Annotated in this window: 18 protein-coding genes; 13 read left to right on the top strand and 5 right to left on the bottom strand. The window is 73.6% G+C overall.

The genetic code is table 11. The features are described from left to right. Positions 1-12 precede the first annotated feature (12 nt). Entirely contained in the window at positions 13-483 is a 471-nt protein-coding gene (locus IH44_RS0133935) for a hypothetical protein (protein ID WP_051817887.1), read from the bottom strand. A gap of 176 nt (positions 484-659) precedes the next feature. Next, the gene (locus tag IH44_RS0133930; protein WP_030463656.1) at positions 660-1,133 is read right to left on the bottom strand and encodes a hemerythrin domain-containing protein; all 474 of its coding nucleotides are present in this window, start codon (positions 1,131-1,133) and stop codon (positions 660-662) included. 95 nt (positions 1,134-1,228) lie between these two features. On the opposite strand from IH44_RS0133930, the gene IH44_RS0133925 reads away from it, so the two are divergent. The 3 genes from IH44_RS0133925 (at position 1,229) to IH44_RS0133915 (ending at position 7,023) form a co-directional block, all read left to right on the top strand. Beyond that, complete coding sequence (locus IH44_RS0133925; RefSeq protein WP_051817885.1) at positions 1,229-2,449, top strand: MFS transporter; 1,221 nt, start codon at positions 1,229-1,231, stop codon at positions 2,447-2,449. Between the two features lie 260 nt (positions 2,450-2,709). Beyond that, the gene (locus IH44_RS0133920; protein WP_030463654.1) at positions 2,710-6,162 is read left to right on the top strand and encodes a carbohydrate binding domain-containing protein; all 3,453 of its coding nucleotides are present in this window, start codon (positions 2,710-2,712) and stop codon (positions 6,160-6,162) included. 72 nt (positions 6,163-6,234) lie between these two features. After that, positions 6,235-7,023 (top strand): helical backbone metal receptor, encoded by a 789-nt coding sequence (locus tag IH44_RS0133915; protein ID WP_051817883.1) that lies wholly within the window; start codon positions 6,235-6,237, stop codon positions 7,021-7,023. Positions 7,024-7,104: 81 nt separating this feature from the next. Here IH44_RS0133915 and IH44_RS0133910 read toward each other — a convergent pair whose 3' ends face one another. Next, a complete protein-coding gene (locus IH44_RS0133910; RefSeq protein WP_232795188.1) occupies positions 7,105-7,875 on the bottom strand; it encodes a TetR/AcrR family transcriptional regulator in 771 nt (256 codons plus the stop codon). Positions 7,876-8,031: 156 nt separating this feature from the next. Between IH44_RS0133910 and IH44_RS0133905 the strand changes: the two genes are divergently transcribed. Genes IH44_RS0133905 through dmpG form a run of 6 tightly spaced genes read left to right on the top strand, consistent with a single transcriptional unit; the run spans position 8,032 to position 14,224 of the window. Continuing rightward, positions 8,032-9,594: a bifunctional 3-(3-hydroxy-phenyl)propionate/3-hydroxycinnamic acid hydroxylase gene (locus IH44_RS0133905; protein ID WP_030463651.1), complete on the top strand. Its 1,563-nt coding sequence runs from the start codon at positions 8,032-8,034 to the stop codon at positions 9,592-9,594. A gap of 44 nt (positions 9,595-9,638) precedes the next feature. Next, a complete protein-coding gene (locus IH44_RS0133900; RefSeq protein WP_030463650.1) occupies positions 9,639-10,580 on the top strand; it encodes a VOC family protein in 942 nt (313 codons plus the stop codon). Then, entirely contained in the window at positions 10,580-11,422 is an 843-nt protein-coding gene (locus IH44_RS0133895) for an alpha/beta fold hydrolase (RefSeq protein ID WP_030463649.1), read from the top strand. Before IH44_RS0133900 ends, IH44_RS0133895 begins: the two co-directional genes overlap by 1 nt. A 17-nt stretch (positions 11,423-11,439) precedes the next feature. Then, positions 11,440-12,273 carry a 2-keto-4-pentenoate hydratase gene (locus IH44_RS0133890; protein WP_030463648.1) on the top strand — a complete coding sequence of 278 codons (834 nt, stop codon included), beginning with the start codon at positions 11,440-11,442 and terminating at the stop codon, positions 12,271-12,273. Further along, on the top strand, positions 12,270-13,217 hold the full coding sequence (locus tag IH44_RS0133885; protein ID WP_030463647.1) for an acetaldehyde dehydrogenase (acetylating): 948 nt from the start codon (positions 12,270-12,272) through the stop codon (positions 13,215-13,217). The genes IH44_RS0133890 and IH44_RS0133885 overlap by 4 nt, the downstream gene beginning before the upstream one ends. Then, positions 13,214-14,224, top strand: a complete 1,011-nt coding sequence (dmpG, locus tag IH44_RS0133880; protein WP_030463646.1) for a 4-hydroxy-2-oxovalerate aldolase — start codon at positions 13,214-13,216, stop codon at positions 14,222-14,224. The genes IH44_RS0133885 and dmpG overlap by 4 nt, the downstream gene beginning before the upstream one ends. Before the next feature lie 3 nt (positions 14,225-14,227). Here the strand turns inward: dmpG and IH44_RS0133875 are convergent, their stop codons facing one another. Then, entirely contained in the window at positions 14,228-14,905 is a 678-nt protein-coding gene (locus IH44_RS0133875) for a (2Fe-2S)-binding protein (protein ID WP_030463645.1), read from the bottom strand. A gap of 102 nt (positions 14,906-15,007) precedes the next feature. Between IH44_RS0133875 and IH44_RS0133870 the strand changes: the two genes are divergently transcribed. The 3 genes from IH44_RS0133870 to IH44_RS0133855 all read left to right on the top strand — a co-directional run bounded on the left by IH44_RS0133870 (position 15,008) and on the right by IH44_RS0133855 (position 17,379). After that, positions 15,008-15,415 (top strand): hypothetical protein, encoded by a 408-nt coding sequence (locus IH44_RS0133870; protein WP_051817881.1) that lies wholly within the window; start codon positions 15,008-15,010, stop codon positions 15,413-15,415. 174 nt (positions 15,416-15,589) lie between these two features. Continuing rightward, positions 15,590-16,561 carry an aldo/keto reductase gene (locus tag IH44_RS0133860; RefSeq protein ID WP_030463643.1) on the top strand — a complete coding sequence of 324 codons (972 nt, stop codon included), beginning with the start codon at positions 15,590-15,592 and terminating at the stop codon, positions 16,559-16,561. Positions 16,562-16,635: 74 nt separating this feature from the next. Continuing rightward, positions 16,636-17,379 carry an SOS response-associated peptidase gene (locus IH44_RS0133855; RefSeq protein ID WP_030463642.1) on the top strand — a complete coding sequence of 248 codons (744 nt, stop codon included), beginning with the start codon at positions 16,636-16,638 and terminating at the stop codon, positions 17,377-17,379. Between the two features lie 53 nt (positions 17,380-17,432). Here IH44_RS0133855 and IH44_RS0133850 read toward each other — a convergent pair whose 3' ends face one another. Continuing rightward, positions 17,433-17,648, bottom strand: coding sequence for a hypothetical protein (locus IH44_RS0133850; protein ID WP_030463641.1), 216 nt, complete (start codon positions 17,646-17,648; stop codon positions 17,433-17,435). 153 nt (positions 17,649-17,801) lie between these two features. On the opposite strand from IH44_RS0133850, the gene IH44_RS0133845 reads away from it, so the two are divergent. Continuing rightward, positions 17,802-18,717: ADP-ribosylglycohydrolase family protein (locus IH44_RS0133845; RefSeq protein WP_030463640.1), on the top strand; the 916-nt coding region annotated here is incomplete at its 3' end.

Here is an 18,717-nt window from a genome sequence, read left to right as displayed (position 1 = left end):
GGGGCGGGGGGTTCAGTAGCCGCCGGTGACGTAGCGGGCGATCGCGCCCTGGAGGTAGAGCTCCACCTGGTCGCGGGAGAAGCCCTCGTAGCGGGTGGTGAACTCGGCGATCAGCCGGGACTGGTAGACGACGGCGTCGTTGACCGGGAAGCCGGAGTGGCCCGGGGGCGGGGCGCCGGGGCCGATCTGCTCCTGGACGAAGACGGCCATCGGCTCCGGCTGGAGGACCCGGAGCTCGACGGGGTAGGCGCGCTGGAGCTGGAGCAGGTAGGCGTGGATGTGCTCGACCGGCTCGGAGCCCTCGAAGACGTACTCCATGACGTTGCGCAGGAAGGCGTTCAGGACGCCGAACATCGCCGGGCCGGCGGCGGCCACGTCGGCGGGCAGGTCGCGGGCCAGACCGCCCTCGACCAGGGTGTGGTGGAGCACGCGGTGGGCGGCGCTGGCCGCCGCGAAGAGTGCCCGCTCCGACGACTTGCTCATGAGACCCCCGTGTCCCGCGACCTGACGCCGCGTCATGAGACGTGCTGTCAGTAGAGGGTCGCACAGGGCGGGGGCGCCGAACAGGTGCGTGCGGGAACGGACGCCGAACGGGAACGCGCAAGGACGCGCGGGGACGGACGCCGGTCGGTCGGTCATCAGGTCATCAGGTCATCAGGTCAGCCGGGCGGGGCGGGGCGGCGGTCGGGGTGGGCGGCCTGCCAGGCGGCCATCGAGGTGTTCCAGTCGGCGGCGGTCAGGGCGATCAGGGAGGCCGGGAAGAGGCCGTCCTCCTCCTTGGCGATGTGCGCGTGCAGCTCGTCGAAGGCGGCCAGCAGGACCGACCGGTCGGCGGGGGAGGCCAGGTCGGTGGCGGCGAGGAGTTCGGCGAGGCCGCGGTGCTCGGCCTCCAGGGCGTCGATGTACGCCGCGAACTCCGGGTCCGCGCGCATCACCCGGAACAGGCCGTCCTCCTCGCCCCGCCAGTGCGAGGCCAGTTCGGCGGCCAGCGGCGCCAGCAGCGCGCCCGCCGCGGCCGGGTCGCCCGCCTCCAGCAGGCGGGCGATCTCCCCGGTCAGGTCGGTGGCCGCCTCGTGCTCCCGGATGAAGTCCTTGATCAGCGGGATCTCGCGGCACCCGCAGTAGTGGCACATCCCGCCAGTCTGGCCGCCCGCCCCGGCCGCACCCCCACGGCACGCCGGGCCCGGACTTGCCCTCGACCGGGTCGAGGCTCCTACCGTCGCCCGCCATGGAAACCGCCACCGCCACCGCCTCTGCCGCCGCCCTGCCCCGGACGTACCTGTGGTGGCTGGCCGGCACCCGGGCCTCGGCCGCCGGGGACGCCGCCCTCGCCACCGCCCTCGGCTGGGCCGCCGCCGCGCACGGCGGGACGGCCGCCGGGCTGGTGCTGACCGCGGTCACCGTGCCGCGCACCGCCCTGCTGCTGCTCGGCGGCGCCGTCGCGGACCGGTTCGGCGCCCGCCGCACGGCGCTGCTCGGCGACACCGCGATGCTGGCCGTCGTGCTGGCGCTGGCGGCCGTCGACCGGACGGCGGGCAGCACCCCGTGGACGCTGCTCGGCTTCGCGCTGCTGATCGGCACCGTCGACGCCTTCCAACTCCCCGCGAGCGGCGCCCTGCCCCGCCTGCTGGTCGCCCCGGGCCAACTGCCCCGGGCCCTGGCGCTGCGGCAGGCGGGCGGCCAGGCGGCCGTCCTGCTCGGCGCCCCGCTGGGCGCGTTCCTGGTCGCGGGTACCGGCCTGGCGGGGGTGGCGGTCGCCGACGCGGCCACCTTCCTCGCCGTCCTCGCGGTGACGCTCCCGCTGCGGGTGGCCCAGGAGCGGACCGGCGGCGGGCTGCCCGCGGGGATGGCGGACGGCCTGCGGGCGGTGCGGGCGAGCCGGATCCTGCGGGCGGCGCTGCCGGTGGCGGCCGTCGCGGCGGCCGGGGTGCTGCCGGTGGTCGGGCTGCTCGGACCGCTGCTGGTGCGGGCGCACGGCTGGGGCGCGGGCGCGGCCGGCCTGTTGGCCGGGGGACAGGCGCTCGGCGTGCTGGGCGTCTCGCTGGCCGTGGCCCGCTGGGGCGTGCTGCGCCGCACCGGGCGCGGGGTCGCGCTGGGCCTGGCCGCCGCCGGGCTGGGTACCGCCGCGCTCGCGTCGGCGCCGTCCCCGGCCTGGGCGGCGGCGGCCGCGGTGGCGGTCGGGGCCGGTTCGAGCGCCTTCGCCTGCCACCTGGGCCCGCTCGTCCTGGCGGGCGCCCCCGCGACCCACCTCGGCCGGGTGCAGGCGCTCCTCGCCCTGGTCCAGAGCGCGGCCCTGACCGCCGCCAACCCCGTCTGGGGCGCCCTCGCCGGGGCGTTCGGCCCGCGGGCGGTGCTGCTCGGCTGCGCGCTGCTCACCGGGACGGTGGCCGCGGCGGCGGCCCGCGTGCTGCGCGAGCCGCCGTCCACGGGCGGTCGGGGCGACGGGTGAAGGGGCGACACGTGAAGGGGGGCGGGTGAAGGGCCGCCAGTTCCCCTGCCCGGATTGGTACTTGCGGAAAGATCTTTCGGAGAGTGGGGCGGATTTCGGCCGGAATGTCCGCCGATGGGTGACGTCAAGGAGTCTTTACAGGCAGGTCATGTCTCAGTAACCTCCTGGAAGTTCTTTCAGGTTTTTGCGCAACCCCCCCACCCGCCCCCTGCCGCAAGGCAGTTCCCCACCGCCTGCGGCCCCGTACGAGGGACACTCCCTTGACCAGACGAGCACGGCACCGGCGGCGCCCCATCGCCGCCGTACTGACCGCAGTGGCGGCACTCACCGCCGGCCTGCTGTCCACGGCTCAACCAGGCGTCGCCGCGAGCGCGGCGACCGACACCACGGCGGGCAGCAACACCGCCACCGTCTTCTACTACACCAAGACCAGCAACTGGTCGACGTACAACCTGCACTGGGCCCCGGACGGCGGTAGCTGGACCACCGTGCCGGGCACCGCCATGCAGGCCGCCTGCACGGACTGGGTGAAGAAGACCGTCGACCTGGGCAGCGCCACCGGCCTGCAGGCGACGTTCAACAACGGCTCCGGCACCTGGGACAACAACGGCGGCAAGAACTACGCCCTGGGCACCGGCACCGTGGTGGTCAAGGACGGCGTGATCGCCCACAGCGACCCCTGCGGCACCGACAACGGCGGTACCGCCAGCCCGAGTTCGAGCCCCAGCCCGAGCCCCGGTCAGTCGTCGACCGGCGCGAGCACGACCGTCTACTACTACACCAAGACCCGCAACTGGTCGGCCTACGACCTGCACTACGCCCCCAACGGCGGCACCTGGACCACCGTGCCGGGCGTGGCGATGGAGGCCGCCTGCACGGACTGGGTGAAGAAGACCGTCGACCTGGGCACGGCCACCGGGCTGCAGGCGACGTTCAACAACGGCTCCGGCACCTGGGACAACAACGGCGGGAAGAACTACGCCCTCGGGACGGGCGTGGTGACGGTCAAGGACGGCGTCGTGGGCAGCACCGCGCCGTGCGCCACCGACAGCCCCAGCCCCAGCCCGAGCGCCTCCGCCTCCGCCTCCGCCAGCGCCTCCGCCTCCGCGTCCGCCTCGCCGTCGCCGTCCGCGAGCAGCAGCACGCCGGCCGGGAAGAGCGCCACCGTGTTCTACTCGACCGCGGTGGTCGGCTGGAGCATCGTCAACCTGCACTACGCCCCGGCGGGCGGGTCGTGGACGGCGGTGCCCGGCGTCGGCATGCAACTGGCCTGCCCCGGCTGGTACAAGCGCACCGTCGACCTGGGTTCGGCGGCCACCATGGCGGCCACGTTCAACAACGGCAACGGCACCTGGGACAACAACAACGGCGCCAACTACGTCGTCCCGGCGGGCGTCAGCACCGTGCAGAACAGCAAGGTCACCGCGAACGCCGCCGACCCGTGCGCGGCCGTCGTCCCCGACACCACCGCGCCGAGCGCGCCGGGCAGCGTGGCGGCCAACGCCACCGACACCTCGATCGTGCTGACCTGGGAGCCGTCCACCGACAACGTCGGGGTGACGGGCTACCAGGTCACCCGCAGCGGCGGCACCAAGGGCACCTCGGTGATCAACGTCGGCTCGACGGTGTACTCGGACAGCGGCCTGGAGGCGCGCACCGTCTACACCTACACGGTGAAGGCGCTGGACGCGGCCGGGAACGTCTCCGCGGCCTCCGCCGCCGCGGTCGCCACCACCGGTGACGCCCCGCCGGCCGCCAAGCCCGGCGAGATGATCGGCACCGACCCGCGCAAGGACCCGATCTACTTCGTGCTCACCGCCCGGTTCTACGACGGCGACACGTCCAACGACCGGGGCGGCAACCAGGACGTGAAGTCCGGCAACGCGGCCAACAACGACCCGATGTTCCGCGGCGACTTCAAGGGCCTGGTGCAGAAGCTCGACTACATCAAGGGCCTGGGCTTCTCGGCGATCTGGATCACCCCGGTGGTGCTCAACCGCTCCGACTACGACTACCACGGCTACCACGGCTACGACTTCTACAAGGTCGACCCGCGGCTGGAGTCGGCCGGCGCCTCCTACCAGGACCTGATCAACGCCGCCCACGCCAAGGGCATCAAGATCTACCAGGACGTGGTCTACAACCACAGCTCCCGCTGGGGCGCCAAGGGCCTGTACGTGCCCACCGTGTACGGCGTCCGGGACGCCCAGTGGTCCTGGTACTACGACGAGAAGCAGCCCGGCTTCGAGTACGACGGCCTGACCGTCGAGCCGAAGAGCGGCAAGTCGTACTACAACGGCGACCTGTGGTCGACCACCCAGCCCGCCGGGCAGACCTGCGTCGGCTGGGGCACCCCGACCCAGTACAAGAGCCCCGAGGGCTACACCATCTACAACTGCCAGTGGCCGAGCCCCACTTCGGGCATGTTCCCGTCCAAGTACTACCACCAGTGCTGGATCGGGAACTGGGAGGGCGAGGACTCGCGCTCCTGCTGGCTGGCCGACGACCTGGCCGACTTCAACACCGAGAACGCCGAGGTGCAGAACTACCTGATCGGCGCCTACAACAAGTACATCGACATGGGCGTGGACGGCTTCCGGGTCGACACCGCCGTGCACGTCCCGCGGGTCACCTGGAACCGGCGCTTCCTGCCCGCCATCCAGCAGCGGGTCACCCAGGACTGGGGGCCGGCCAAGGCGCAGAACTTCTTCGTCTTCGGCGAGGTCGCCGCGTTCGTCAACGACAAGTGGAACCGCGGCTCGGTCAACCACTCCGCGCAGTTCTACACCTGGAAGGAGCGCAAGGACTACACCAGCGACGACGTGCAGGCCGCCCTCGACCAGTACAACTACGAGGAGCAGCTGGGCACCGGCAACCAGCCGACGTCCACCAACGCCTTCCTGGACGGCAACACCTACCACGCGCCCGACCACTCGAAGTTCTCCGGCATGAACATCATCGACATGCGGATGCACATGAACTTCGGTGACGCGCACAACGCGTACAGCAACGGCAAGGACTCCGACGACTCCACCAACGACGCCACCTACAACGTGGTGTACGTGGACAGCCACGACTACGGGCCCAACAAGTCCAGCGTGCGCTACACCGGCGGCACCGACGCCTGGGCCGAGAACATGGCCCTGATGTGGACCTTCCGCGGCATCCCGACCCTGTACTACGGCTCCGAGATCGAGTTCCAGGCCGGGAAGCAGATCGACTGCGGCCCGTCCTGCCCGCTCGCCACCACCGGCCGCGCCTACTACGGCGACCACGTCGAGGGCACCGTCACCGCCTCCGACTTCTCGGTGGTCTCCTCGGCCAGCGGGGCCGTCGCCACCACGCTCCAGCAGCCGCTGGTCAAGCAGGTGCAGCGGCTCAACCAGATCCGCCGGGCGGTCCCCGCCCTGCAGATGGGCCAGTACTCCACCGAGGGCGTCAGCGGCGGCATGTCCTTCAAGCGCCGCTACACCGACGCCGCCAGCGGCGTCGACTCCTTCGCCCTGGTCACCGTCACCGACGCCGCCACCTTCACCGGCATCCCGAACGGCACCTACAAGGACGCCGTCTCCGGCGACGTCCGCACCGTCACCAACGGCACGATGTCCATCGCCGCCCCCGGCAAGGGCAACCTGCGGGTCTACGTCCTCGACCTGGGCGGCAAGAACGCCGCCCCGGGCAAGATCGGCACCGACGGCCCGTACCTGAAGTAACGCACCACCGGAGCAACATGCACCAGCAGCGGTCGGCGGGTCCACCCGTCGGCCGCTGCTAGCGTTTTCCGCATGGACGGGCAGCGGCAGTCGACGGACGACGAGGGCAACGAGGTGCGCCTGCCGCGCACCGTCCGCCGCGTGGTCTCCCTGGTCCCCTCGCTCACCGAGGCGGTCGCCGTCACCGCTCCCGGCCTGCTGGTCGGCGCCACCGACTGGTGCACCCACCCCGCCGGGCTGGACGTCGCCCGGATCGGCGGCACCAAGAACCCCGCGGTGGAAGCCATTTGCGCGCTCCGCCCGGACCTGGTGGTCGCCAACGAGGAGGAGAACCGCGCCCCCGACCTGGCCGCGCTGCGCGCCGCGGGCCTGCCCGTCTGGACCACCCGGATCCGCGACCTCGACCAGGCCCTCGACTCGCTGCACCGCCTGCTCGTGGACGCCCTGCAACTCCCGTGCCCAGGCTGGCTGGTGGCGGCCCGTCAGGCCTGGGCGTTCGCCCCGCCGACCCGCACCGTGCGGGCCGTCGCCCCGATCTGGCGCCGCCCCTGGATGGTCCTCGGCCGGGACACCTTCGCCGCCGACCTGCTCCGCCGACTCGGCGTCGACCTGCTCCCGGCCGGCCACCCCGACCGCTACCCGCGCCTGTCGCTCGACGAACTGCGGTCGCTGCGGCCCGAGTTGCTGCTCCTCCCGGACGAGCCCTACCGCTTCACCGCCACCGACGGCCCCGACGCCCTCCCCGGCCTGCCGTACGCGCTGCTCTCCGGCCGCCACCTCACCTGGTACGGCCCGTCGCTGGCGGAGGCCCCGGCCGTCCTCGGGGCCCGGGTGGCGGTCGGCTCGCGCAGTGCGGGTTGACCGCCCAGAAGTAGCGGGTGCCGGTGTCGGGGTCCAGCAGGAAGCGCGGTGTGATCGGTTCCGGGTGCCCGGGCGGCGGGTTCACTGCGCCGCGAGGGCCTTGTGGCGGGCGACGGCGGCCTCGCCGAGGGCGACCATGGCGTCGGTGAGGCGGGCCATCTGGGCGGCGATGGTGCGTTCGGGGTCGGCCTGGGAGGCGATGAAGGCGCCGTCGAAGCCCGCGATGGTGAAGAAGTCGAGTTCGGCGGCGACGGCTTCGGCGATCTCGGGGCCCTGGTCGGCGAAGGCGGCGGAGATCATCACCCGCATGTAGGCCCGGCCCTCGTCGCGGACCTGCTGGTTCATCTCGGCGACCTCGGCCTCGGCGGCCTCGTCGCTGAGCAGCAGCAGGAAGTGCAGCCGCATGAACTCCGGGTTGGTGGCGAAGACTTCGGCGGTCCGGTCGAGGTACCAGGCCATCCGTTCGCGGTGGGTGCCGCCCGCGGGGGGATCGGCGTGGGCGGCGCGCATGGCGGCGAAGAAGCCGCGGGCGCCGCGGGCCATCACGGCGGAGAGCAGGCCGCCCTTGGAGTGGAAGTGGTGGTAGATCGCGCTGCGGGGGAGCCCGGTCTCGGCGGTGATGGTCGAGATGGTGGTGCCCGCGTAGCCCCGTAGGGCCATCACCCGGGCGGTGGCGTCGAGGATCTCCTCCTTCGAGCGCCGGCCGCGCCGGTTGCCGGTCGGTTCTCCGGCCGCTTCCCTGAGCGGCGGCTCGGCCGCCGTCCGGCCCGCCGTCCCGCCTGCCGCCGGGCCCGCCGTGCTGCGCGGGGCCTCGCTGGCCGTCCTGTCCGGTGTGTTCGTCCCACTTTCCACTCGGTGAGTTTAGGGCGCCCGGCGGTGCCCGGGGTGGATATCCGGCGGTAGGCGGATCGTCGCGGACCTATTGACGTGCTGTCGAACACGTGCCAGCGTGCAGTATTGGACGGAACGATCGGTCCAAAAGTTAGGCAGCGATCACTGGAGATCGGCATGACCAACGACAGACAAGCCGGCTACGACACCGACGTGGCGGTCATCGGCTACGGCCCCACCGGCCTGGTCGGAGCGCTCACCCTGGCCGCCAAGGGCGCCCGCGTCACCGCGTTCGAACGGGACCGGGACATCTACGCCCGGGCCCGCGCGGTGACCGTCAACGACTGGACGATGCGGATCTTCCAGGAACTCGGCATCGACCGGCGGATCGAGCAGGTGATCGAGCCGCAGCGCGCCCTGCGCTGGGTCACCTACGCCGGCCACGAGGTCATGCGGGTCGAGCACCCGCCGTCCACCCTCGGCACCCGCAACACCAAGCCGCGCTTCTACAACATCTACCAGCCCGCCATGGAGGCCGAACTCCGCCGCTGCGCCGAGGAACTGCCCGGCCTCGACGTCCGCTACGGCACCGAGGTCACCGCCGTCGAACAGGACGCCGACGGCGTCACGGTCACCGCCCGCGACCGGGAGAGCGGCGCCGAGACCACCACCCGCGCCCGGTACGCGATCGCCGCCGACGGCGGCTCCAGCGCCACCCGCAAGCTGCTCGGCGTCCCGATGCTCGGCGACACCGCCGAGACGCTGTGGATCGTCATCGACTGCAAGGTCAAGCGCTGGTGGCCGGACCGCGACTTCCTCACCTTCTGGACCGACCGCGAACGCCCCGTCGTCGACATCGCGCTCTCCGCCGGCAACCACCGCTGGGAGATCCCGCTCAAGCCCGACGAGACCGAGGCCGACTTCGCCACCGACGAGCAGGTCTGGCCGCTGCTGCGGGCCCTCGGCGTCACCGCCGAGGACGTCGACATCCACCAGTACGCCTTCTACCGCCACCACGTCCGGGCCGCCGAGACCTGGCGCCGCGGCCGGGTCTTCCTGGCCGGCGACGCCTGCCACCTGATGCCGCCCTGGGCCGGCGCCGGCATGCAGACCGGCATGCGCGACGCCCACAACCTGGGCTGGAAGCTCGCCCGCGTCCTCGACGGCACCCTCGACGCGCGCTGGCTCGACACCTACGAGGCCGAACGCCGCCCCAGCGCCGACTTCTACACCCGCCTCGCCGTCGGCCTCGGCCGGGTCATCAAGCAGGAGGCCACCGAGGAGGAGATCGCGGCGATGAACACCGTCCCCGCGGACACCGTCACCCCCTGGGAGCCCCCGCTGACCGCCCCGCCCGTGCTCGCCGCCGGCTGGCTGCACGGCGCGCAGGGCGACGCCAGCGCCGTCGGCCGGATGCTCCCGCAGCCCGTCTGCGGCGACACCGTCGGCACGATGGCCCGCCTCGACGACCTGCTCCCCGACGGCTTCGTGCTGCTCGGCGCCGACCTCGACCCGGCCGGCCTGCTCACCCCGGAGCAGAAGGCCGGCTGGGACGCCCTCGGCGCCCGCTACCTCGCCGTCCGCCCCCGCACCGCCCACACCCGGAGCTCCGGCGAACTGGTCGACCTGGAGGACACCCTGCTCCCGTGGCTGGCCCGCTACGGCGCCCGCGCGGTCGCCGTCCGCCCCGACAAGTTCGTCGCCGCCGCCGACCCCGACCTGACCGTCCCCGCGCTGTGACGCGGCCACCGGAGAAACCGAAGAAACCGGAGAAGGAGACACCCGTGACGGGAGTGCAGGAACTCGCCTACGTCGTGTACGAGGTCGGCGACCTCGCCGACTGGGAGCACTTCGGCGTGACACTGCTCGGCATGCAGGTCGGCGAGCGCACCGCCGACGGCTTCACGCTGCGCACCGACGAGAAGGCGCACCGCTGGATCGTCACCGAGGGGCCCGCCGACGACCTGGTCGCCAGCGGCTACCAGGTCGCCTCGGACGAGGCCCTGGACGCCCTGGTCGACCGGCTCACCGCCGCCGGCGTCCCCGTCACCGAGGGCGGCGCCGAACTGGCCGCCGCCCGCCGGGTCGAGCGGCTGGTGCAGGTCACCGACCCGATGGGCAACCCGGTCGAACTGGTCACCGGCCTCGCCGACGCCGCCACCCCGTTCCGCTCGGACGCCCTGCTCGGCTCCTTCGTCACCGGCACCGGCGGCGCCGGCCACCAGGTGCTGCTGTCCAAGGGCGTCGAGCGCGCGGAGTACCTGGCCTTCTACGAGGGGCTGCTCGGCTTCCGGATCAGCGACCGGATCGTCGAGGAACTGGCGCCCGGCGTCTTCGCCGACCTGATCTTCCTGCACTGCAACCCGCGCCACCACAGCGTCGCGTTCGGCGACATGCCGCACCCCAAGAAGGTTCACCACTTCATGGTCGAGGTCACCGACATCCGCGACGTCGGCCGCGCCTACGACCGCTGCATGGACGCCGGGCAGCCCTTCGAGATGACGCTCGGCATGCACCCCAACGACCACATGTTCAGCTTCTACGTCCGCACCCCGTCCGGCTTCTCGGTCGAGTACGGCTGGGGCGGCCTGCTGATCGACGAGGCCACCTGGCAGGTCACCACCCTCGACCGCCTGCACAGCTGGGGCCACCGCCCGCCGGAGCTCGTCCACGAACTGCTCGGCCGGGCCCCCCGCACCAACCACCTCCCCGGGAGTGAGCACTGATGGCACTGGAGCCGCACGAGATCGCGAAGTTCGTCCGGACGCCCGACTGGAACATCCGGGTGCACGAGGCCGGGCAGGGCCACCCCGTGGTGCTGCTGCACGGCGGCGGCCCCGGCGCCACCGGCTGGAGCAACTACGCGCCCAACGTCGAGGCGCTCTCCCGGCACTTCCGGGTGATCGCCCCCGACCTGCCCGGCTGGGGCGAGTCCGACCCGGTCGACTTCGCCGACTACGACCACGTCGACGCGGTCTGCCGACTGCTCGACGCGATGGGCATCGAGAAGGCCGCGTTCGTCGGCAACTCGATGGGCGGCCACACCGCGCTGCGCCTGGCCGCCGAGCGCCCCGAGCGGGTCTCGCACCTGATCACGATGGGCCCGCCGATCCAGATGAAGCCCTTCCTGTTCGGCGCGGGCGGCGGCCCCACCGAGGGCCTGAAGATCATGTACCAGACCTACTCCGACGCCTCGCCCGAGGGCATGCGCCGACTGGTCGAGATCATGGTCTACGACAAGGCCCGGTTCGCCACCCCCGAACTGTGCGAACTGCGCTCCGAGGCCGCGCTGCGCCGCCCCGAGCACCTGGCCAACATCGCCGCCGTCGCCCCGAAGGCGCCGATCCCGATCTGGCTCGACCTGGCCAAGGTCTCCGGGATCACCGCGCCCGCGCTGCTGATCCACGGCCGCGACGACCGGGTGGTCTCCTTCGAGTCCACCCTCTTCCTGGCCGCCAACATCCCGAACTCCCGCGCGCACCTGATCAACCGCTGCGGCCACTGGGCCCAGTTGGAGCACGCCGACGAGTTCAACCGCCTGGTGACCGACTTCGTCACCCACCACTGAGGCCACCGGAGCACCAGATGAGCCACCCCACCCCGGCCCCGGCGGACGCCGTCACCGCGGCCGCCGACCGCCTCCTCGCCGCCCAGGCCGCCGGCGTCCCGTGCCCGCCCGTGCGGGACCTGATCGGCCGCACCGACGTGCACGCCGCCTACGCCGTGCAGCAGCGCGTCGTCCGGGCCCGCACCGCCGCCGGCGGCCGGGTGGCGGGGCGCAAGATCGGCCTCACCTCGCCCGCCGTCCAGGCCCAACTGGGCGTCGACCGGCCCGACTTCGGCGTCCTGTTCGCCGACATGCAGTACCCGGACGGGGCCGCCGTCCCGGCCGGATCGATCCTCCAGCCGCGCGCCGAGGCGGAGATCGCCTTCGTCCTCGGCGCCGACCTCGCCGACGGCGACCTCACGCCGGAGCAGGTCAGGGCCGCCGTCGACCACGCGGTCGCCGCGATCGAGATCTGCGCCAGCCGGATCGCCGGCTGGGACATCAGCTTCGCCGACACCGTCGCCGACAACGCCTCCGCCGGCGCCTACGTGCTCGGCACCGAGCGCCGCCGCCTGGACGGACCGGACGCCTTCGAGCCGCGCGAAGCCGCCATGACCATGAGCGTCGACGGCGAGCAGGTCTCCACCGGGGACGGCGCCGCCTGCCTGGGCGACCCGCTGCTCGCCCTGCAGTGGCTGGCCCGCCAGGCCCGCGACCTCGGCGACCCGCTGCGGGCCGGGCAGGTCGTGCTCTCCGGCGCGCTCGGCCCGATGCGCGCCATCACACCCGGCAGCACCGTCGAAGCGGTCGTCGCCCCGCTCGGCACCGTCCGGTTCACCCTCAGCGGACCCACCGAAGGAGCACAGCGATGACCAGGACCAAGGTTGCGATCATCGGGTCCGGCAACATCGGCACCGACCTGATGATCAAGGTGATGCGGACCTCGCAGCACCTCGACATGGGCGCCGTGGTCGGCATCGACCCCGACTCCGACGGCCTGGCCCGGGCCCGCCGCCTCGGCTTCACCACCACCGCCGAAGGCGTCGAAGGGCTCATCGCCCTCCCCGAGTTCGACGAGATCGGCATCGTCTTCGACGCCACCTCCGCCAAGGCCCACCAGCACCACGCGAACCGGCTGCTGCCGTACGGCAAGCGGCTGATCGACCTCACCCCGGCCGCCACCGGCCCGTACGTCGTCCCCGCCGTCAACCTGGACGACCACCTCGACGCGCCCGACGTCAACATGGTCACCTGCGGCGGCCAGGCCACCATCCCGGTGGTCGCCGCGATCTCCCGGGTCGCGCCGGTGCGCTACGCCGAGATCGTCGCCTCGATCGCCAGCCGCTCCGCCGGGCCCGGCACCCGCGCCAACATCGACGAGTTCACCGAGACCACCTCGGCCGCGATCGTCGAGGTCGGCGGCTCCGAACGCGGCAAGGCGATCATCGTCCTCAACCCGGCCGAACCGCCGCTGATCATGCGCGACACCGTCTTCGCCCTGGTCGACGCCCCCGACGAGGAGACCCGCGAGGAGATCCGGCGCAGCGTGGAGAAGATGGTCGCCGAGGTGGCCGGCTACGTGCCCGGCTACCGGCTCAAGCAGCAGGTGCAGATCACCCCCGTCGACGCCGACCAGCCCGTGCACACCCTGCTGGCCGACGGCGCCCCGCGCCCCACCCACCAGGTGTCGGTGTTCCTGGAGGTCGAGGGCGCCGCGCACTACCTCCCGGCGTACGCGGGCAACCTCGACATCATGACCTCCGCCGCCCTGCGGGTGGCCGAGCGCATCGCAGCCCGGAAGGCAGGCCAGCCGTGAGCACCCCGATCTTCGTCCAGGACGTCACCCTGCGCGACGGCATGCACGCCGTCCGCCACCGGATCACCCCCACCGACGTCAAGCGGATCGTCGCCGCGCTCGACGAGGCGGGCGTCGACGCCATCGAGGTCGCCCACGGCGACGGCCTCGCGGGCGGCTCGCTCACCTACGGGCCCGGCTCGAACAGCGACTGGGAGTGGATCGAGGCCGCCGCCTCGGTGCTCAAGCGGGCCCGGCTGACCACCCTGCTGCTGCCCGGCGTCGGCACCATCCACGAGCTCGAGCGCGCCTACGACCTCGGCGTGCGCTCGGTCCGGGTCGCCACCCACTGCACCGAGGCCGACATCTCCGCGCAGCACATCGCCGCCGCCCGCGAGATCGGCATGGACGTCTCCGGCTTCCTGATGCTCTCCCACCTGGCCCCGCCCGAGGAACTCGCCCGCCAGGCCAAGCTGATGGAGGGCTACGGCGCGCACTGCGTCTACGTCACCGACTCCGGCGGCCGGCTCACCATGAACGACACCGCCGCCCGGGTCCGCGCCTACCGGGACGTCCTCGACCCCGGCACCGAGATCGGCATCCACGCCCACGAGAACCTCTCGCTCTCGGTCGCCAACTCGCTCACCGCCGTCGAGCACGGCGCCGTCCGGGTCGACGCCTCGCTCGCCGGGCACGGCGCGGGCGCGGGCAACTGCCCGATCGAGGCGTTCGTCGCCGCCGCCGACCTGTCCGGACTGGAGCACGGCTGCGACCTGTTCAAGCTCCAGGACGCCGCCGACGACCTGGTCCGCCCGCTCCAGGACCGCCCGGTCCGGGTCGACCGGGAGACCCTCACCCTCGGCTACGCGGGCGTCTACTCCTCCTTCCTGCGGCACGCCGAACGGGCCGCCGGGCAGTACGGCGTCGACATCCGCGACATCCTGATGGAGTGCGGGCGCCGCCGCCTGGTCGGCGGCCAGGAGGACATGATCATCGACATCGCGCTCAACCTGGCCGCCCGCGGCTGAAGTTCACCCTCCCGGCGGCCGGGTGAACACGCAGTCACCGCACAGGCCGCCGGACGGCGTCCGGTAGTACAGGCAGCACGACGCCCGGCGGAACCCCAACGGCCCGCCGGGCGCCGTCGCCCGTCCGGTGCCCGCCAGCGCCGGACCGGCCAGCAGCTCCCGCGCCAACGCGGCCGCCGGGGACCGCAGTTGCGGGACGGTCCCCAACTGCCGGGCCGCCCCCACCAGCGCGGACGCCGCGTTGCCCGCCAGCAGGCCCGGCGCGAGCGGCACGACGGCGCGGACGGCTGCCGCCAGCGGCGCCAACTGCCCGTCCAGCACCGCCCCTTCCAGCGCCCCGGCGGTGGCCGCCGGCCCGTCCGCCGCCGGCACCCACAGGTCGAACGGCCCCTGCGGCGGCAGCGCGAACCACGCCCCCGCCAGGTCCGGCACCCGCCCGGTCGCCACCGCCGCCCCCAGCGCCACCGACCACAGCCGCGCCGCCAGCCCCAGGTGCGCCGTCGACGCCGCCACCCGCGGCTCGCCCGTCCGCAGCACCCGCGCCACCTCGGCGATCCGCGCCGCCAACGGCCCCCGGGCGTCGTACAGTTCGGCCAGCGGCCGGAAACCCGGCGGCGGCGCCGGGCCGGTGCGGACGGCGAAGTACGGGCCGAGCACGGCGAGCGGGTCGGCGGCCGTCATCGGCGGGCCGGGGCTTGCGAATCGCAGGTGAGGGGCACGTAGCGGAGTGTAATGTGACAAGCCGCCCGACCAGGGCGGCAGCCGGAGGGGAAGGGGCGGACGATGGACCCGATTTCGCTGGGAGTGCTGGCGGCACTGGCCGGAGGCGCGGGAGGGGAGGTCGGCAAGCAGTGCTGGCGCAGCCTGACCGCGCTCGTCCGGCGGCCCTTCCAGCACGCGGCCGCCGCCGCCGTCAGCAGCGGCGAGGCCGAACTGGTGGCCCTGGAGGGCGACCCGCAGAACGCCGAACTCGCCGGACGCCTGAACGCCGCGCTGGCCGTCCGGGCCGCGCTGGAACCGGAGTTCGGCCCCGAACTGGAGCGCTGGCACGACCAGGCCCGGTCGGCCCTGAACGGCGACACCCTGCACAACGTGATCAGCGGCGGCACCTTCCACGGCATCACGATCCAGGGCAAGGTCGGCGAACTCCACCAGCACGGCACACCCGCCCCGGGGAACAACGCCCCGTAGCCCGGTCATGACCCGGCCCGCGCCCCGCAACGAGATCGGCGGCGGCACCTTCCACGGCCCCGTCCACCAGGCCGGCACCGTCGACGTCGCCGCCCCGTAATCCCCTGGCGCCCGCCCGCCCCGCCGCCTAGGGTCCCGTCCCGGAACGGCCGGCTCGAACCAGGAGGACCACGGATGAAGTACCGGAAGCTCGGGCGCAGCGGCGTCGAGGTGTCGGAGGTCGGGTACGGGGCGTGGGGGATCGGGGCGTCCAACTGGGTCGGCGCCCGGGAGGACGAGTCGCTGGCGGCGCTGCACCGGGCGATCGACCTCGGGGTGGACTTCATCGACACCGCCCGCGGCTACGGGGAGAGCGAGCGGCTGGTCGGCCGGGTGGTGCGGGAGCGGGCGGCCAACGGCGAACGGGTGCGGGTGGCGACCAAGGTGCCGCCGCTGAACCGGCAGTGGCCCGCCCGGCGCGGGGTCGACCCGGCCGAGACCTTCCCCGGCGCGCACATCCGGGAGAGCCTGCGCACCTCGCTGGAGGCCAGCGGCCTGGAGCGCTTCGACCTGCTGCAGTTCCACGTGTGGAGCGACGACTGGCTGGGCCGCGGCGACTGGCTGGAGACCGTGCAGGAGCTGAAGCAGGAGGGCCTGATCGGCCTGTTCGGCGTCTCGGTCAACGACCACGAGCCGCACAGCGCCGTCGAGTTGGTGCGCAGCGGCGTGGTGGACGCGGTGCAGGTGATCTTCAACGTGTTCGACCAGTCACCGCTGGACGAGCTGTTCCCGGCCTGCGAGGAGCACGGCGTCGGCGTGATCGTCCGGGTCGCCCTGGACGAGGGCGGACTGACCGGCCGGATCACCGCCGACAGCACCTTCCCCGAGGGCGACTTCCGGCGCCGCTACTTCCGCGACGACCGGCCCGCCCAGGTGGCCCGCCGGGTCGCCGCGCTCACCGCGGACCTGGGCATCACCGACGGGCAACTCGCCGAGACCGCCCTGCGGTTCGTGCTCAGCGCACCCGCCGTGTCCACCGTCATCCCGGGCATGCGCTCGGTCCGCAACGTCGAGCGCAACGCGGCGGTCGGCGACGGGGTCCCGCTCGGCGAGGAGCAGCTGAAGGTGCTGGCCGGCCACCGCTGGGAGCGCAACTTCTACTCCTGAGCTCCTCGCTCCCGGGCCTGCGGCCCGAGTGTCGGCGGGTGCGGTTGTCGGGGGTCGGTGGCAGGCTGGGACGCATGTGCGGCCGTTTCGTCTCCACCACCCCACCCGCCGAGCTGGCCTCCCTGCTCGGCGTGACCGACTGGGATCCGACCGAGGCCCTGGCGCCCAGCTGGAACGTGGCCCCGACCGACCGGGTCGCCGCGGTGCTGGAACGGGTGGACGCCGACACCGGCGAGGTGGCGCGCCAACTGCGGCCGCTGCGCTGGGGGTTGGTGCCGTCCTGGGCGAAGGACCGGTCGGGCGCGGCCCGGCTGATCAACGCCCGCTCGGAGACCGTCGACCAGAAGCCCTCGTTCCGCCGGGCCTTCGCGGTCCGGCGCTGCGTGATCCCGGCCGACGGCTACTACGAGTGGCGCCAGGTGCCCGCCGCCGACGGCCGCAAGGCGTACAAGCAGCCGTACTTCCTCTCCACCGGCGAACTGATGCTGATGGCCGGGCTGTACGAGTTCTGGCGGGACGCCGACCTGCCGGAGGACGACCCGGCGGCCTGGCTGGCGACGACCACCATCCTGACCACCGACGCCACCGACCGGGCCGGACGGGTGCACGACCGGATGCCGATGCTCGTCCCCCGCGACGAGCTCGACAGCTGGCTCGACCCGGCGAACACCGACCGGGCCGACCTGCACGACCTGCTGCACCGCCCCGCCGACGGCAACCTCCTGGTCCGGGCGGTGCCGACGGCCGTCAACCGGGTCTCCGCGAACGGCCCCGACCTGCTCACCGACGCCCCCGACCCGCTCGGCCTGACCGGCTGACGGCCCGACCGGCCCGACCGACTGACCGACGCCCCCGACCGGCTGACCGTCCGTCAGCCGTCCCCGTCGGTGCTGCCGGTGCTGCCGGAGTCACCGGGGACCAGCTGCCGCTTCCGGTTGCGGTGCGCCCAGCGGACCGCGCCGCCCGCACCGAGCGTCACCCGGGCCACGCCCCGCACCCAGCCGGGGCCGCCGCGCTCGGCCCACACCACGCAGCCGCACCCGCCCAGCACCAGCAGCAGGACGACGATCAGCACCGCACCGACCATGGGGAACCACCTCTCGCGTACGACGGCCGTACCGTCCGATCATCGCAGGTCGCCTCGGCCGGACCGAGCCGACCCGACCCGACCCGAGCCGACCGTGCCGGGCCGGGCCGGGTCTTGACATCCGGCCCGCCCGCGCGCTCCGATGGGGCACGTATGACTGACTCCTTCCCGCACCGCGGCCCCGCATTCGACGCCCTCCAGGGCCTGTCCGTCGGCGACGCGCTCGGCGCCCAGTTCTTCGTGCCCGACACCGCCCGCACCCACCTCGACGCCCGCACCGCACCGCCCGGCCCGTGGCCGTGGACCGACGACACCGAGATGGCCTGCTCGGTGTACGCCGCCCAGAGCGAACGCGGCACGATCGACACCTTCGACCTCACCCACGCCTTCGCCCGCCGGCACGACTTCGACCGCGGCTACGGACCGGCCGCCAACCGGCTGCTCCGGCTGATCCGGGAAGGCGGCGACGCCCGCCGCCTGGCCGCCGAACTCTTCGACGGCCAGGGCTCGTTCGGCAACGGCGCGGCCATGCGGGTGGCCCCGCTCGGCGCCCGGTACGCCGAGGACCCGGCCGCCGCCGTCCGCCCCGCCGCCGACACCGCCGTGACCACCCACACCCACCCGCAGGCCGTGGACGGTGCCGTCGCGGTGGCCGTCGCCGCCGCCCTCGCCGTCCGCGCCCGCACCGAACCCACCACCCCCGCACGCTACTTGCAGGCCGTCGCCGACCTCACCCCGCACGGCGCCGTCCGCCGCGGCCTGGCCGAGGCCGCCGCGCTGACCGACCGCACCGACCCCCGGGCCGCGGCCGCCGTCCTCGGCAACGGCAGCCGCACCAGCGCCGCCGACACCGTCCCGTACGCGCTGTGGTGCGCCGCGCACTGGCTCGCCGACTACCCGTCCGCGCTGTGGGCCGCGATCGGCGCGGGCGGCGACGTCGACACCGTCGCCGCGATCACCGGCGGCGTGGTCGCTGCCCGCACCGGCACCGCCGGCATCCCCGCCCCCTGGCTGGCCGCCCGCGAACCCCTGCCCGCCTGGACGTTCCCCACCCCCGGCGCCGTCCGCC

Origin of the sequence: Kitasatospora sp. NRRL B-11411 (assembly GCF_000721345.1) — a bacterium.
GTDB classification, from domain to species: domain Bacteria; phylum Actinomycetota; class Actinomycetes; order Streptomycetales; family Streptomycetaceae; genus Kitasatospora; species Kitasatospora cineracea.
This window is presented reverse-complemented; position numbering and strand designations above follow the sequence as displayed.